This window comes from Gilliamella sp. B3464 (assembly GCF_026536145.1).
Classification (GTDB): domain Bacteria; phylum Pseudomonadota; class Gammaproteobacteria; order Enterobacterales; family Orbaceae; genus Gilliamella.
On record NZ_JAFNOQ010000006.1, the window covers coordinates 112,677 to 128,821 of the forward strand.

General features: G+C 35.7%; 18 protein-coding genes. 5 read left to right on the forward strand and 13 right to left on the reverse strand.

Features of this window, described 5'->3' with window-relative positions:
* Positions 1 to 271: 271 nt before the first annotated feature.
* From J3U57_RS08575 to iscR, 9 genes are all read right to left on the reverse strand, one after another.
* Complete coding sequence (locus J3U57_RS08575; protein WP_267344397.1) at positions 272 to 1,207, reverse strand: pseudouridine-5'-phosphate glycosidase; 936 nt, start codon at positions 1,205 to 1,207, stop codon at positions 272 to 274.
* Positions 1,204 to 2,295, reverse strand: coding sequence for a PfkB family carbohydrate kinase (locus J3U57_RS08580; RefSeq protein ID WP_267333934.1), 1,092 nt, complete (start codon positions 2,293 to 2,295; stop codon positions 1,204 to 1,206). Before J3U57_RS08580 ends, J3U57_RS08575 begins: the two co-directional genes overlap by 4 nt.
* Positions 2,296 to 2,487: 192 nt before the next feature.
* Positions 2,488 to 2,826, reverse strand: a complete 339-nt coding sequence (gene fdx, locus J3U57_RS08585; RefSeq protein WP_065634451.1) for an ISC system 2Fe-2S type ferredoxin — start codon at positions 2,824 to 2,826, stop codon at positions 2,488 to 2,490.
* Between the two features lie 14 nt (positions 2,827 to 2,840).
* Positions 2,841 to 4,700, reverse strand: coding sequence for a Fe-S protein assembly chaperone HscA (gene hscA / locus J3U57_RS08590; protein WP_267344396.1), 1,860 nt, complete (start codon positions 4,698 to 4,700; stop codon positions 2,841 to 2,843).
* Positions 4,701 to 4,737: 37 nt separating this feature from the next.
* The gene (gene hscB, locus J3U57_RS08595) at positions 4,738 to 5,256 is read right to left on the reverse strand and encodes a Fe-S protein assembly co-chaperone HscB (RefSeq protein WP_267344395.1); all 519 of its coding nucleotides are present in this window, start codon (positions 5,254 to 5,256) and stop codon (positions 4,738 to 4,740) included.
* Positions 5,257 to 5,270: 14 nt separating this feature from the next.
* Positions 5,271 to 5,594, reverse strand: a complete 324-nt coding sequence (iscA, locus tag J3U57_RS08600) for an iron-sulfur cluster assembly protein IscA (RefSeq protein WP_065634448.1) — start codon at positions 5,592 to 5,594, stop codon at positions 5,271 to 5,273.
* Positions 5,594 to 5,980: a Fe-S cluster assembly scaffold IscU gene (gene iscU / locus J3U57_RS08605; protein WP_065634447.1), complete on the reverse strand. Its 387-nt coding sequence runs from the start codon at positions 5,978 to 5,980 to the stop codon at positions 5,594 to 5,596. Before iscU ends, iscA begins: the two co-directional genes overlap by 1 nt.
* Positions 5,981 to 5,995: 15 nt before the next feature.
* Positions 5,996 to 7,210, reverse strand: a complete 1,215-nt coding sequence (locus J3U57_RS08610; protein WP_065634446.1) for an IscS subfamily cysteine desulfurase — start codon at positions 7,208 to 7,210, stop codon at positions 5,996 to 5,998.
* A 38-nt stretch (positions 7,211 to 7,248) separates the two neighbouring features.
* On the reverse strand, positions 7,249 to 7,704 hold the full coding sequence (gene iscR, locus J3U57_RS08615) for a Fe-S cluster assembly transcriptional regulator IscR (protein WP_065634445.1): 456 nt from the start codon (positions 7,702 to 7,704) through the stop codon (positions 7,249 to 7,251).
* Positions 7,705 to 7,866: 162 nt separating this feature from the next.
* On the opposite strand from iscR, the gene sltY reads away from it, so the two are divergent.
* Both sltY and trpR read left to right on the forward strand, forming a co-directional pair.
* Positions 7,867 to 9,807: a murein transglycosylase gene (sltY, locus tag J3U57_RS08620; RefSeq protein WP_267344394.1), complete on the forward strand. Its 1,941-nt coding sequence runs from the start codon at positions 7,867 to 7,869 to the stop codon at positions 9,805 to 9,807.
* 11 nt (positions 9,808 to 9,818) lie between these two features.
* The gene (gene trpR / locus J3U57_RS08625) at positions 9,819 to 10,103 is read left to right on the forward strand and encodes a trp operon repressor (protein WP_218056877.1); all 285 of its coding nucleotides are present in this window, start codon (positions 9,819 to 9,821) and stop codon (positions 10,101 to 10,103) included.
* 22 nt (positions 10,104 to 10,125) lie between these two features.
* Here trpR and robA read toward each other — a convergent pair whose 3' ends face one another.
* The 3 genes from robA to J3U57_RS08640 all read right to left on the reverse strand — a co-directional run bounded on the left by robA (position 10,126) and on the right by J3U57_RS08640 (position 12,482).
* Positions 10,126 to 11,040 (reverse strand): MDR efflux pump AcrAB transcriptional activator RobA, encoded by a 915-nt coding sequence (gene robA / locus J3U57_RS08630; RefSeq protein WP_065634442.1) that lies wholly within the window; start codon positions 11,038 to 11,040, stop codon positions 10,126 to 10,128.
* An 85-nt stretch (positions 11,041 to 11,125) separates the two neighbouring features.
* Positions 11,126 to 11,701, reverse strand: coding sequence for a Fe-S biogenesis protein NfuA (nfuA, locus tag J3U57_RS08635; RefSeq protein ID WP_267333970.1), 576 nt, complete (start codon positions 11,699 to 11,701; stop codon positions 11,126 to 11,128).
* Positions 11,702 to 11,810: 109 nt separating this feature from the next.
* Complete coding sequence (locus J3U57_RS08640; RefSeq protein ID WP_267344393.1) at positions 11,811 to 12,482, reverse strand: phosphoribosyltransferase family protein; 672 nt, start codon at positions 12,480 to 12,482, stop codon at positions 11,811 to 11,813.
* Between the two features lie 251 nt (positions 12,483 to 12,733).
* Between J3U57_RS08640 and J3U57_RS08645 the strand changes: the two genes are divergently transcribed.
* On the forward strand, positions 12,734 to 13,300 hold the full coding sequence (locus J3U57_RS08645) for a peptidylprolyl isomerase (protein ID WP_416379670.1): 567 nt from the start codon (positions 12,734 to 12,736) through the stop codon (positions 13,298 to 13,300).
* 62 nt (positions 13,301 to 13,362) lie between these two features.
* Here J3U57_RS08645 and pepB read toward each other — a convergent pair whose 3' ends face one another.
* Positions 13,363 to 14,643: an aminopeptidase PepB gene (gene pepB, locus J3U57_RS08650; RefSeq protein ID WP_267344392.1), complete on the reverse strand. Its 1,281-nt coding sequence runs from the start codon at positions 14,641 to 14,643 to the stop codon at positions 13,363 to 13,365.
* Positions 14,644 to 14,745: 102 nt separating this feature from the next.
* Here pepB and J3U57_RS08655 point away from each other — a divergent pair, with 102 nt between their 5' ends.
* The gene (locus J3U57_RS08655; protein ID WP_267333941.1) at positions 14,746 to 15,516 is read left to right on the forward strand and encodes a tyrosine-protein phosphatase; all 771 of its coding nucleotides are present in this window, start codon (positions 14,746 to 14,748) and stop codon (positions 15,514 to 15,516) included.
* A gap of 92 nt (positions 15,517 to 15,608) precedes the next feature.
* A complete protein-coding gene (gene ftnA, locus J3U57_RS08660) occupies positions 15,609 to 16,127 on the forward strand; it encodes a non-heme ferritin (RefSeq protein WP_065634437.1) in 519 nt (172 codons plus the stop codon).
* Positions 16,128 to 16,145 lie beyond the last annotated feature (18 nt).

The following is a 16,145-nucleotide window of genomic DNA, read 5'->3' on the forward strand; positions in this document are numbered from 1 at the left end:
AATCGGGAGTATTGTTGATATAATTCAATATTATTAAATAAGGATTATATCTTCATACGCATTTGCTTATCAAAAATTCAACAAACAAAGTGCGTCAATTATACGTAAATAATTAACTAATGCAAGGAGTAATTCATAAAGAGTAACGATAATGACTTTAACAAATCAAACAAATATTTTTAGGATTACAGGTACTAAAGCGATAATACCTAAAGGAAGTGCATTAAATAAATATAGCTATTCTTCCTTTAGACTAAAAATTTAATAGTAATTATTTAATATGGCAATAATTTATTGCTATTTCTGATGCTAATTTAGCATTATTAAAGACGAGATTGATATTAGCTTCTAAACTATTACCACCCGTTATTTCTACCACTTTTGCTAACAAGAATGGCGTGGTTTCTTTACCTTTAATCCCTTTCTCAACCGACTCTTGTAACGCTTTTTCAATCGCAACGGAAATAATTTGCTCATCCATTGCATATTGTTCAGGAATAGGGTTTGCAACCACAACGCCACCCTTTAAACCCAAATCCCATTTTACGTTAATCATGTCGGCAATCTGTTTAGCGCTATCTAGTTTTACGCTAACATCAAACGGACTAGTTCGGCTAAAGAACGACGGCAGTTTTTCGGTTTGATAACCAACCACAGGTACCCCATATGTTTCAAGGTATTCCATCGTTAGACCTAAATCTAAAATTGATTTGGCACCAGCACAAACTACAGCGACACTTGTATTAGCGAGTTCTTGAAGATCGGCTGAAATATCAAAGGTATGCTCAGCGCCACGATGAACGCCACCAAGCCCGCCGGTTGCAAAAACTCGAATACCCGCTAATTCAGCAATAATCATTGTAGCTGCAACGGTTGTCGCACCATTTTGTTTATTGGCTACAACAACTGGTAAATCACGACGGCTTACTTTTGTTACATTTAATCCTTCTTTACCAAGAATGGTGATCTCTTCTTTTGATAACCCAGCTTTTAATCGACCGTTAATTACCGCAATCGTTGCAGGAATTGCGCCATTTTTTCTGACAATTTCTTCCACTTTTAATGCGGTTTCCACATTTTGCGGATAAGGCATGCCATGTGAAATAATGGTCGATTCTAAAGCAACGACAGGTTGATTATTGTCAAGCGCTTGTTTAACTTCTGGCGAGATATCGAGATATTGATTATAGGTAGATACATTATTCATGAAACAGACTCCAATATATTTTGAACACAATTAATAGATAGATTTGGATTATTGGTAAATTCAGATGATAACGTTAAAGATGAGCACGCTTGAGCAAATCTCACACTTTGATAAAAACTCATATTATCCAAATAGCCATGAGCAAGGCCAGCCAGCATCGCATCACCTGCACCTGTAACGCTAATAATTGTTGTAGGAATAGAAGCGGACCAACCTTGCTCACCATTGATTTCGCTGTAATAAACACCTTCAGCACCCGTACTGATCGCTATACGCTGCACGCCTTGTTTATGAAACCAATCAATAACAGCTGGTATGTCTTTATCGCTATTAATTTTTATGCCACTTAACATTTCAGCTTCAAGGCGGTTAGGTTTTAAAGTATGAATATGTGATAACCAATCTTTTATTTTATGCGATTTAAAGGCTGAAACGGTATCAACAAAAATAGGGACTGAGCCTGCGTTACTGAATAACCAAGCCAAAGCCTCTGATTGTAAATTACAATCAATAATTAATAATTTTGCATGTTGAATCAATTGTTTTGACTCATTTAATAAACTTGGTGTTAACTTATCAATAATGTCCATATCGTTGATAGCTAGAATCATTTCACCAGCTTCATCTAATAGAGAAAGATAAGTTGAAGTACTATCCCCTTTTACAACGTGGCAATGATCCATATTAACGCCAGCTTTTCGCGTGTGCTCAATCAATTGCATGCCATAAAAATCATCACCTATCATAGAAACCAGATGAGTATCTTGTCCCAATAATGCTAAATTTTCAGCAATATTACGACCGACACCACCAGGTGTACAAGCAATTTTGCCTGGGTTTGAATCACCATAAACTAATTTCTTATCTGAATATCCAGTCACATCCATATTGCTCGAACCAACCACCACAATATGATTATTTTCTGATAAAATATAACCCTTTCCTTTTATATAGCCTTTTTGAGTCAGTGTCATAATATAACCTGCAACACTCGAGCGAGTGATACCTAACATGTCAGCTATTGTATGTTGTTGGATAAGCGGATTATTACGGATAATTGTTAAGATTTGCTTTTCTCTATGATTCATAAACACCTGTTTATTTTTCAGCACATGTCTATAAATCAACTATACCAAAACGATAATCAAGTTAATAGCAAAGTATTATTTTTGATAAGAAAAATGTGACAAAAATCACAACGATATCAAAATCAAAGAAAAATAGAAAAAATTAAAATCTCAAATGATAAGTAAATTAGGCGCCGCCATAAAGGCGACTGATTAATGATCTTCTTTAGCGTGGTTAAGACTATATCTTGGGATTTCAACCTCAAGATCTTCATCGGTCACTCGGGCTTGGCAACTTAAGCGACTATGCGGTTCAACACCCCACGCTTTATCCAGCATATCGTCTTCTTGTTCATCACTCTCTTCGAGTGAATCAAATCCTTTTCGAACAATACAGTGGCAAGTTGAACAAGCACAAGACATCTCACAAGCATGCTCAATTTCAATGTCATTGCGCAAAGCAACTTCTAAAATAGATTCGCCTTCTTCTGCTTCGACAGTTAATCCATCAGGACAAAGATCGGCATTAGGTAAAAAAGTAATTTTTGGCATAATAATCTCGTTAGTTAAATATCATCAACTTTATGACCAGTTAAAGCATGACGAATTGACCTATCCATTCGCTTAGCAGCAAACTCCTGTGTCACTTTATCAACAACTTTGATTTGTTTTTCAATGGCATAACTGTCATCTAATTCACTTACGGCTTGTAATTGATGTTTAGCTGCTAAAATCTGATCCAGTTCATTTTCACTTAATAAATCGGCGTCTTTATCTAAGGCGCTTTGCAAACTCTCAAGAACTCGTGCGGCTTCAACTTTTTGTTCAGCGAGCATCCTAGCTTGTTTATCTTGCTGTGCATAGCTAATAGAATCTTGAATCATGGACGCGATTTCTTTATCTGTTAACCCATAAGATGGCTTGACTTGGATCGCTGCTTCAACGCCTGTTGATTTCTCTTTTGCGGTGACACTTAACAAACCATCAGCATCAACTTGAAAAGTGACACGAATATGTGCTCCACCTGCAGGCATAGGAGGAATACCCCTTAACGTAAATCTTGCAAGTGATCGGCAATCAGCAACAGTTTCACGTTCACCTTGTAAAACATGAATCATCATCGCCGTTTGTCCGTCTTTAAATGTGGTGAATTCTTGCGCCCTCGCACAAGGAATGGTGCTATTACGTGGAATAATTTTTTCAACCAATTCGCCCATCGTTTCTATCCCTAAAGACAAGGGAATAACATCAAGCAATAGCATGTCGGAATCTGGCTTATTGCCAACGAGTATATCCGCCTGTATTGCTGCACCAATAGCAACAACTTTATCCGGATCAATCGACGTTAAAGGCTCAGTTTTAAAATAATCGCCGACAAGTTTACGAACTAACGGAACGCGAGTAGAACCACCGACCATCACAACTTCAACGATATCACTTATATCAGTTTGAGCATCTTTTAATGCCCGGCGACAAACCGCCAATGTGCGTTTGACTAACGGTTCAATTAACGCTTCAAATTGTTTACGTGTTATAGTTAAAGATTGACCTTCTATGTTGACTAAAACAGAATCTTTCTGGCTTAGTGCAATTTTGATTTTAACCGCTTCATCAATAATTGTTTGGTTGATATGGGGATCAGTGTTAGTTTCTAGACCGACTTGTTTTTTTAGATAATCTGCAAGTAGTCGGTCAAAATCATCACCACCAAGTGCAGAATCGCCCCCCGTTGCTAATACTTCAAACACCCCTTTATGTAAGCGCAAGATAGAAATATCAAACGTTCCGCCACCTAAATCATAAACGGCAATCACCCCTTCTTTGCCGGAATCTAAACCATAAGCAATCGCGGCGGCGGTTGGTTCATTTAAAAGACGAAGTACATGCAATCCAGCTAACTTTGCAGCATCTTTGGTTGCTTGCCGCTGAGCATCATCAAAATAGGCAGGAACAGTAATCACCGCGCCATCAATTTCACTTTGTAATGTCTGTTTTGCTCTATTGGCTAAAGCAACTAAGATTTCGGCTGAAACCTGAATCGGATTAACTTGGCCATTAGGTAAATTTAATAAGGGTACGCCATTTTCAGTTTGTGAAAATGCGTAGGGAAAATGCGAAAATTGAATATCGGATAAACTTCTGCCCATTAACCTTTTAACAGAACTTACTGTATTTTTGGGATCGTTGGCAGCATTATCTTTAGCATTCTTTCCAACGGTAATAACCGGATTATCATCATGATCGATGCCATAATGAACAACTGATGGCAATAAAGCATTACCGTCTAAATCAGGTAAAACCTCGGATTGTCCACTACGAACTGTTGCGACGAGTGAATTTGTTGTACCAAGATCAATGCCTACCGCCACACGACGTTGATGGGGTTCTGGTGTTTGTCCTGGTTCACTGATCTGTAATAATACCATTTAATCTATCTCTGTTGACGTGCGACTAATCTTAAAATTATAAAGCAAATTGCTTTTCTTGTAACTTCTCGATTTGTTCAATCAATCTAGTGAGATAACGGATTTTATAGAGTTGATTAAGTGCAGTTTGCCAATCTTGTTTAGCAATGAGCGCTAGTAATTGATTATAAACTGTTTTTTCACGTTCAATAATTTCTGCATGAAAATCATCTAACAAGGTAAAATTAGCTTGATTTTCAATGTCATCAAGCCTTTCACGCAAAGAAAATTGCTCCATTAAAAAATCGGCATCATGAATAATGCTCTGTTCTGCTGCAATATCAAAACCTTGTAACGATAAAAAATATTCAGCCGCTTTGATCGGATTTTTTAATGTTTGATAACCATCATTAATTTTAGCCGATTTTTGTACAACAGCCGATTTTTCGCTGTCATTTGCAGTCGCAAAATTATCTGGGTGATATTGTCTTTGTAGCTGTTGATAATGAAGCGCTAACTGTTTTGAATCAACCGGCAACTGTACAGGTAACTGAAATAACACAAAGTAATTATCCATAATGATAGCTCCAACTAGACATTAAAGCTTTCGCCACAACCGCATTCATTCTTAGAATTAGGATTATTGAATTTAAAGCCTTCGTTTAAACCCTCTTTGACAAAATCAAGTTCTGTTCCATCAATATAAACTAAACTTTTTTTATCTACGATCACTTTGACATTTTTATCTTCAAAAACGCTATCATCGTCATTAATCACATCAGCAAATTCCAAGACATAAGCCATACCTGAACAACCGGATGTTTTTACACCTAACCTAAGCCCAACACCTTTTCCGCGATTAGCCAAAAAGGATTGAACTCGATTTGCTGCACTTGTTGTTAATGTGATTGCCATTAACCTTGCCCTTTCTTAGTTTTATAATCATCAATTGCGGCTTTAATTGCATCTTCGGCTAAAATTGAACAGTGAATTTTAACAGGTGGCAATGCAAGTTCTTTTGCGATATCAGTATTTTTAATCGCTTGCGCTTCATCTAACGATTTACCTTTAATCCATTCGGTGACTAAAGAGCTGGATGCTATTGCACTACCACAACCATAAGTTTTGAATTTAGCATCTTCAATAATACCCGCATCATTCACTTTGATTTGTAATCGCATTACATCGCCACACGCTGGCGCACCAACCATACCACTACCAACATTAGGATCATTTTGATCGAAAGAGCCAACATTGCGTGGGTTTTCATAATGATCAACGACTTTTTCACTATATGCCATAATTTGCTCCTAATTTTAATGGGCTGACCACTTAATTTTTGTTAGATCAACGCCATCTTTAAACATTTCCCAAAGTGGCGATAAATCTCTCAATTTGCCAATAGAATTTTTGATTAGTTTAATTACATAATCCACTTCTTCTTCAGTGCTAAAACGGCCTAATGAAAAACGGATTGAACTGTGAGCCAGTTCATCATTTAATCCTAATGCACGCAAAACATATGAAGGTTCTAAACTAGCTGAAGTACAAGCAGAGCCAGATGAAACAGCTAAATCTTTTAAAGCCATCATCAATGATTCGCCTTCAATATAAGCAAAGCTAACATTTAAGATATTGGGTGCACTGTGCTCTAACGAACCATTTAAGTAAACCTCTTCAATATCTTTTAAACCATTCCATAGGCGATTTTTAAGTGCTAATAGTCGCGGCATTTCAGTAGCCATTTCTTCTTTAGCTATGCGATAGGCTTCGCCCATCCCAACAATTTGATGCACAGGTAACGTGCCTGAGCGCATACCACGTTCATGACCACCACCATGCATTTGTGCTTCGATACGAACACGAGGTTTACGTCTTACATAAAGCCCACCAATGCCTTTAGGACCGTAAATTTTATGTCCAGAAAACGACATAAGATCGACTTTTAACTTTGTTAAATCAATCGGTAATTTACCAACACTTTGCGTTGCATCAACATGAAAAACAATACCTCGTTCTCGGCACATCTCACCGATTTTTTCAATATCTTGAACCACGCCTGTTTCATTATTAACGTGCATAATAGATACAACAGTTGTATCACTACGCATTGCAGCTGCAAGCTTATCTAAATCCAATATTCCATTAGATTCAGGGGCCAAATAAGTCACTTCATAGCCTTCTCGTTCTAATTGACGACAAGTATCAAGTACCGCTTTATGTTCCGTTTTACAGGTAATAATGTGTTTACCTTTGGCTTGATTAAAATGGGCAGCCCCTTTAATGGCTAAATTATCGGCTTCTGTAGCGCCAGAGGTAAACACAATTTCTCGTGAATCTGCACCAATTAGATCAGCAATTTGGTTTCTTGCTATATCTACCGCTTCTTCGGCCTGCCATCCAAATTTATGAGATCGAGATGCCGGATTACCAAATATACCGTCGAGTGTTAAATATTGCATCATTTTTTCAGCTACTCTAGGATCAACCGGCGTTGTCGCTGCATAATCCATATAAATAGGTAGTTTCATTTATTACTCCCAATTACAAATTCTGTATTATATATTTATTAGTTAATCCTAACTTGCTGTATGTGACTTTGACGGTCTGCTACCGCTTTAACTTCCTTATTATTCACTAATTCACTTAGTGTAATGCTTGTTAAAAAGTCATCAATGCGTTCACTTAAATCATTCCATAAACTATGTGTTAAACATCTAACACCACCTTGACAGCCATTTTGACCATGGCATTTTGTGGCGTGAACTGTTTCATCTACAGCTTTAACAATCGAACTAATTGCAATTTGATCCATACTTCGACTTAGCACGTAACCACCACCTGGTCCTCTAACACTTAGTACTAAGCCATTTTTACGTAAACGCGCAAACAATTGTTCAAGATAAGATAATGAGATTTCCTGACGTTCTGAAATATCGGCAAGTGAAACCGGACCAGAGCTTGAATGTAGTGCTACATCCAACATTGCTGTTACCGCATATCGCCCCTTTGAAGTCAATTTCATTGATCATCTCCTCTTTATATTTTGGATGTATTGTATATATCCTTTTAGTTTAGTCAAGTATTTAGTTGACTATTTTACTAGGAATTAAATATACGTTGCTTATCGACGAATAACGCTAAAATATGCTAATCTAATAAACTAATATGCTACCGGAGTTAAAGGATGAGTTTAGTATTGCGTTCTTTTTTATTGATAACTTTACTAATAGCTAATAGTAGTTTTGCAAGCAATGCTCAGACTAACTTGCGAGCTAGCTATCAAAAATGGACCAATTCTTATCAATCATTAAGTTTTGAAGAACAACAAGCTTTGCTAAACGAGTTAACAACTTATCCTCTTTATCCTTATGCTGCTGTACAATTTTTGCAAAGTAATATTAAAGTTGTTTCACCCGAATTAGTCAGAAATTTCATCACGCAATATAATGACTTTCCGTTAACTTCATCATTGATACAAGCTTACCTGGCAGAATTGACTAATCGTCAAGATTGGAACACGATTGTCAATTTTCCACAAGATGGGTCACCTGCAGCAAATTGCCGAAATCTCTATGCCCAATTACAACAAAATAGTAATAATGAGTCCATTTACAATGAAATTGAATCATTATGGATGACAGGCAAAGAACTGCCTTCAGCCTGTGACTCGCTAATTAATGCATGGTCACAAACCGGTAAACAGACCGGAAATATGATATTATTACGCATCGAACTCGCCCTTGAGTCCAACAACATAAAACTGGCACGATATTTAGCAAACACATTAGATAGTAGTTATCAAACCACAAAAAGTCATTTACTTGCTCTATTTGATAATCCACAAAAATTAAGTGAATTTTCAAAAAATATTACAGCGAGTAAATTTACTAAAAAAATTGTTCTTGCTTCCTTTGCACGTTTAGCTAAAGCTGATATGAATTTGGCCGAAGCAATTTTACCAAAACTTATTGAACAACAAGCACTAACTGAAGAAGAGCAAATTGTTTTACAAAAAAGCTTGGCTGATCGTTTCTTTAATGATTCAGCAACGCAGCAACAAATTGAGTGGCGTGATAATTTTATTGCCAAAACACATGACACGCCATTAGTTGAAAAACGTATCCGTGTCGCGATTGATAACAACGATTTTAAAGATATTGCTTATTGGTTAACACAGCTTGATCCAAAAGATCAGTTGAAAGACGATTGGCAATATTGGCAAGCACGCGTGCTACTTAACAATAATCAACGTGAACAAGCCCATACCATTTTACAAACATTAAGCAATAATCGAGGCTTTTACGGTATGATTAGTGCACAAACACTTAATCAACCTTATATACTTGTCAATTTATCACAAGACCTTTCAGCTGCAGAACGTAGCAAATTAAATACTCAATATGATAGTCAAGCATTTATCAAAAGAATTAATGAATTACGTTTTTTAGGCATGATATCAGAGTCAAACCGTGAATGGCGATATGCATTAAGGAATCTACCCAATAATGATTATTTACAGTTAGCTAGATACGCTTACCAAAAAGGATGGGGCGATCTCAGTATCCAAGCAACAATCTCGGGAAAATTATGGGATAATTGGACAGAAAGGCTCCCAATTATGTATCAAAACTTATATAACAATGCATTAAAAGACAAAGTTATACCGCTTTCTTACGCATTAGCTATCTCGCGCCAAGAAAGCGCACTTGATACCACAATACAATCTCCCGTCGGTGCAAGTGGTTTAATGCAACTTATGCCGGCAACAGCTAAAGATACAGCTAAAAAAATGGGTTATGTAACCTATATCTCCCCTGCTCAATTATTTGATCCTGAAATCAATATACAACTTGGAACTTACTATCTAAATAGTGTCTATTTACAAAATAATAATAATCGTATTTTATCCTCTAGTGCTTATAATGCCGGCCCTAATCGTGTAAAAAAATGGCTTAATAAAAGTGGCGGCAAACTTGATGCTGTCTCATTTATTGATAGTATCCCTTTTACCGAAACCCGTAATTACGTGAAAAATGTATTAACTTATGATTACATTTACAAAACCATTTTAAAGCAAGAAAACGTAGGGATTCTAACCACAATTGAATTTAACCAACAATATTAATGACGAACAAGATGAAAAATAAAGAATGGCAACAAACCGTTGAAATATTACATCAAGCATTTAATGATGGCTATTCGCTTGATATATTAAAACTCCTATTAACTGCCGATGAACGAGATGCATTAATTACCCGAGTAAAAATTGTCCATGCTTTGTTAGATGGTTCAATTAATCAGCGTCAATTAAAAGAACAGCTTGGCATTGGTATTGCCACTGTCACTCGTGGTTCAAATAGTCTAAAAGAAGCATCGCCTGAATTTAAATATTGGTTAGAACAAAACTTATTAAATGACTAGTAAAAAAGGGAATGAAACAATTTTATCCACCATTTTTTTGGCGAATTTCATTTTCAGTAATGACGGGCACACAATAATCACACTCAATGCGTTGAAGATTTTTGACTGATTTAACCGAATCATCATGCAAATTATGATGAATTTCAATTAAACACCCTGAACGTAAACGAACTTTTAATGCAGGCATAGCAGCCAAGTGGACTTGCGAAATAAAATCTTTAAAATTTTCTGGTGGTCCGAAATATTTAAAACAAAGATACAATCCACCTTCACTTACAAATTGTTCAATATGTTCAAGGTTATTATTGTGTTCTAATGCAATAGTATAAAAAAGTTCTTGCTCATTGGCATTATCTTTACTTTTTAGTATTCGATTAAATGCATAAATTCTTTCTGGCAACGCTTCATTTTTATTAGCATAACGCGTTAAATAATTATGAAAAAATTGCACTCTTAATTTAATCTCTTCATCTAATAATTTACTTAGATTACAGTTATTTTTATAAGTAATTCCCCAAAAAGTCTGTTTAGGCATAGTGACAAATGTGGGTTCAGGCAGCGACAATCGCGTCTTATTGAGTTCAATGGCTGGCGTTAATCCTGTTGGATCCCAATATTCACTACGCCTATAACTTGCCGGTGTTTCATTAAATTGTTTTTTAAATGAACGGGTAAAAGTTTGTTGGGAATCAAAACGATATTGCATTGCAATATCTAATATAGGTTTACTGGTCATTCGTAAAGAAAGTGCAGCGTAAGTTAACCTTCGATGACGAATATAAGTACCAAGCACTTGACCGGTTACTTCTTTAAACATTCGTTGTAAATGCCATTTAGAATAACCTGATTTTTGCGAAACATTATCTATAGATAATGGCTGCTCCAGATTTTTCTCAATCCAAACGATAAGATCTGAAATAATACTAACTTGATTCATAAAACCCCATCATAAAGTGAATTGGCAAACAGCATTTGATTATGACTTAATCTTAGCAATAAGCAAGATTAAATTAGAAATTATTTTAACAATAAGAGTGGCTTCCGGCTTGATGTTCAGTAATATCTTTCACCCCTGCTAATTCTGGAAATTCGGCCAGTAACTGCTTCTCGATTCCTTCTTTTAAGGTATAATCCACCATCGAACAACCATTACAACCTCCACCAAATTGTAATATGGCATAATTATCTTCTGTCAACTCAACCAAGCTCACATGACCACCATGGCTAGCAAGTTGCGGATTAACTTGAGCTTGAATCAGATAATTAACGCGCTCGATTAACGGTGCATCATCTGCAACTTTCTTCATTTTTGAGTTTGGTGCTTTTAATGTTAATTGTGAGCCAAGTTCGTCGGTTACATAATCAATCACTGTCTCTTCCAAAAATGGAGCACTGATCTCATCAATATAAACAGAAAAACCATCTTGCTTTTCTTCAATATCACTCTCTTCAACAGTATCAGCGGGACAATATGACACGCCACATTCCGCTGTTGCGGTACCAGGATTGATAACAAACACCCGAATTTGTGTTCCATCCGCTTGATTAGCAAGCAATTTTTTAAAATGCTGTTGAGCTGCTTGAGAAATGGTAATAATAGACATAAACCCCTCACTTTGATGCCGGTTATTCAATGAATAATTATGAGCATCACTGATTATAATAGTTGACTAACTCTGTTGGTTATTATAGGGATTGTTTATGATTTTACAATACTGTGCGACATAAACAAATGACTTGAACACTTATTGCACCGCAGTTTTTCAATTGTTGACTAATAACATTTATAGTATTGGCGGTAGTGACTATATCATCTATCAGCATAACAGATTGATTAGTAAGATCTTCCCGACAAAAATAGAGGGTATCAACATTATCAATTCGTTGTTGCAATGAAAGTGTTTTTTGATCTAAAGCTCGCTGTTTACGATATAATAAATGCGGATAAAAATCACGACCTAACCACTTAGCAATGGGGTTAGCCAATAATTCGGCTTGATTATAACCACGAGACCAATATCGTAAATGATGTAACGGGACACATGTCACTAAATCGGGTTTCATTAACCCGTCTACTTCTCGTTGTTGATACCACGCTAAAAACATCAATCTAGCTAATGCTAAAGCAAATTCAGTTTTATGATAAAACTTTAACTGGTGAATAAGTTTTTTCAATGGATTAATATAATCACTCACTGCTATAAGCTTGTCATACTTTGGTTTATTGTCTCGACAACGGTAACAGATCTCAGTAAATAAAGAGTGTGGTAAGCAACATTGCTGACACACTTTATTTAACTTAGGTAAATTGTTCACACATTGACAACAAATGCCATGATGGCTTAAAGCTAATGGCATATTACATAAAATACAACGCATGAGTTCTCATTCTATTTCAAAATACAATTCAACAAAATAAATGTGGCATTTAAATGTTTCTATTTAATTAAAGCTATGTGAGGAATGCTAATAGTTAATTAAAGATAACAACTTTAAATAAGTCATACGATATAGAACAGTATTATTGTGAACTAAAACTCAAATTTTTATCTTATTTTACATATTTGTCATTTAAAATAGTTTAATATTCGGTATAATCTGCCAACTAAATTGGATAAGGAATTTAATATATGAATAAAATCAAAATGTTATTTGCTTCATTGTTGTTAACAATGGCTACTACTTTTGCTTATGCTGATACAAAAGTACTATTACAAACCAGTATGGGTGATATCGAAATTGAATTAGACAGCGAACATGCGCCTATTTCTAGCAAAAATTTTATTGATTATGTCAAAAGCGGATTTTATGAAAATTTAACTTTCCACCGTGTTATCCCAGGTTTTATGATCCAAGGTGGTGGCGCAGATGATCAATTAAAATTCAAAGATAATACTACTCCAATTCAAAATGAAGCAAATAACGGTCTAAAAAATGATCGTGGCACTATTGCCATGGCAAGAACCAGTGAAATCAACAGTGCAACTAGCCAATTTTTTATTAACCTAGTAAATAATGATTTTCTTAATTATCAATCACCAGAAAAATATGGTTATGCAGTATTTGGTAAAGTAATTAAAGGAATGGATGTGGTTGATAAAATTGCCGCGGTACCAACTAAACGTATGGGACCTCACCAAAATGTTCCTGTTGAACCCATTTATATTAAAAAAGCAATAGTGGTTGAAGACAAATAATTTATCCCACTTTAAATATCTAAAATATAAAAAAACCACTCTTACAGTGGTTTTTTTCAATCCTAGTTAAGTTCACTTAATAAATGTGCTATGGCGCGAACACCTACTCCGGTTGCCCCTGTTGCCCATAAGGAAGTAGCACTTTTACGAAATGTGGCTGAGCAGTCAATATGTAACCAGTTTTGTTTATAATTTTTTATAAAATGCGATAAAAATGCCGCTGCGGTGCTAGCACCTGCGGTATTAGGTAAGCCAGAGTTAGCCATATCGGCAAAAGATGAAGGAAATTGCGAACGATGAAACTCAGCTAACGGTAATCGCCAAAATGCTTCGTGTTCGGTAGTCGCACTTTCAATTAGCCGATTAGCAAATGAATCATCGAATGATAACAAGGATTGATAATCGTTACCTACGGCAATTTTTGCAGCGCCGGTTAGCGTGGCACAATCAATAATATAGTGTGGTTTATCATTATCTGCGCAAATTAATCCATCAGCTAACACTAAGCGTCCTTCCGCATCCGTGTTATCAACCTCAACTGTTTTGCCATTACGATAATGAATAATATCGCCTAATTTAAACGCATCACCACTGACTAAATTATCTGCACAACATAAATAAAGCTTAATACGGTGTTGTACACCACGAGCTATCGCTAATGCTAACGCGCCACTCACCAGTGCAGCTCCGCCCATATCAGCACGCATTGACTCCATAAAACTGCTTGGTTTTAAGCTATAGCCACCAGAATCAAAGGTAATACCTTTACCCACTAAACAAGCAATAATCGGTGCTTTAGGATCTTTGCTCGGATTATAATCAAGTTCAAGCAATGCAGCTGGTCTATCCGAGCCTTTGCCAACAGTATAAATTCCCATATAACCTTGTTCTTTTAAGGCTTCGCCTGAAATAATTTTATAAGTTACATCAGATGAATACGCACTAATTAATTTTGCACTTTGTGTTGCTAATTCAAGAGGACTTAAGGTTTCGGCTTGCTGATTAACAATATCGCGACACCAATCAATAATATCCAAACGATATTTAAGTTCTGTTTTTTCTTTGCTATTGAGTTTTGCCCACGTCACTTTATTGTTTTTTTTGGCATTACGGTAACCTAACCAAAAATGCCAAGACGCTTCTAAATCCCAACCCTCTCCTGTCAGTTTCACCGCTTTAATGCCTTGATTATCCAATTTACGCCCTGCTCGCTGAATTGCACCTAAGCGATGTTCCGACTTATAGTGTATTGTTATAGCATCATCAGAAAAGCTGAGTAAGGCATCTTTGCCCCACTGCGCTTGAGCCGGTTCATTTGAAAGAAAAATAGATAACATCGACATATTAAAAACCTCATTGATTATCAAACAACAAAACATTGACTTAATTCTAATCAGAAACATGTTAATATAGCAAGCGAAGTTAAGAATAAATAAGGAGCGGTAATGACATCAGTTATCCCTATCAAAAACAGTATCAATTTTCGTGATTTAGGTGGAATCAAGACAACTGACGGCCGTCAAATTCGATCGGGGTTGTTATACCGTGCTGGTGACTTTTCTCGCTTAACTGAAGATGAAAAAAACATTTTATCTAACCAATTAAAGCTTCATCATATTTTAGATTATCGTGATCAGCATGAAATCGATCGCTGTCCCGATAATTTATGGGCTAATACTCAATATATTAATGTCCCGGCTAATCCATTAAGTAACGAAATTACTGCAAGTTTAACTAGTGATTATGATGATATCTTTATTTTAAAAAAATATTCACCATTTGATTTTATGGTAAAACTTTATCAGTTACTTCCATTTAATAATCAGGCTTATCAACAATTAATCTCACTTTTACTTAACGCTAATGGTAAACCATTAGTTCAGCACTGTGCAGTTGGTAAAGATAGGACCGGCATTGGTGTCGCGCTAACACTTTTTGCATTAGGCGTGAGTGAAGAAGATGTCATGCAAGACTATCTATTTACTGAACAATGCTTACAAACTTTTCGTGAAGAAACACTTAATCAATATAAAAATAAATTTACGCAGGAAGAATTAGACAAGTATAAAATCATATTTTCTGCCAAAAAAGAGTTCTTAACTGCTGCTATAAATGAAATTAAACAGCGTTATCAAACCATCGACAATTGGTTAGCCAAAGAGTACCAATTAGATGAAAAGCACAAAAAAAACCTACAACAAATTTATTTAGTTTAATCAATTTAAACCAATTAGCTAAATCGCTAAGGTTTATATAATAACCACGTTTAAAAAGTGGAATAATAAAATAGCAATGAGAGGAAAGTCAGATGTTAACAACACAAATGGTCAAAAAACTTAATGACCAACTGAATCTAGAATTTTATTCTTCAAATCTTTATTTACAAATGAGTGCATGGTGTGATGACCAAAATTTTCCCTCTTTTGGAAAATTTTTACGAGATCATGCCGGTGAAGAGCGCAAACATATGGAACGTTTGTTTGATTATGTTCTAGATTGTGGTTCACTTGCATTAATTGGAAAAATTGATGCACCAGAAGCAAAATATAAATCGTTACTCGATGTATTTAAAGCAGCCTATCAACATGAATTGACCATTACCAAAGCAATTAACTCACTGGTCGATTATGCCCTTACTCAAAAAGATTTTTCAACTTTCAATTTTTTACAATGGTATGTATCAGAACAGCATGAAGAAGAAAAGCTATTTAAAACCATTGTTGATAAACTAGAATTAGTAGGCGAAAATAAACGTGATTTATTCTTTATGGACAAAGACTTTAATAAAACCTTAAGTGAGTCAGGATTACTCACCACAAACGAATAATAAAATATTTGTAATAAC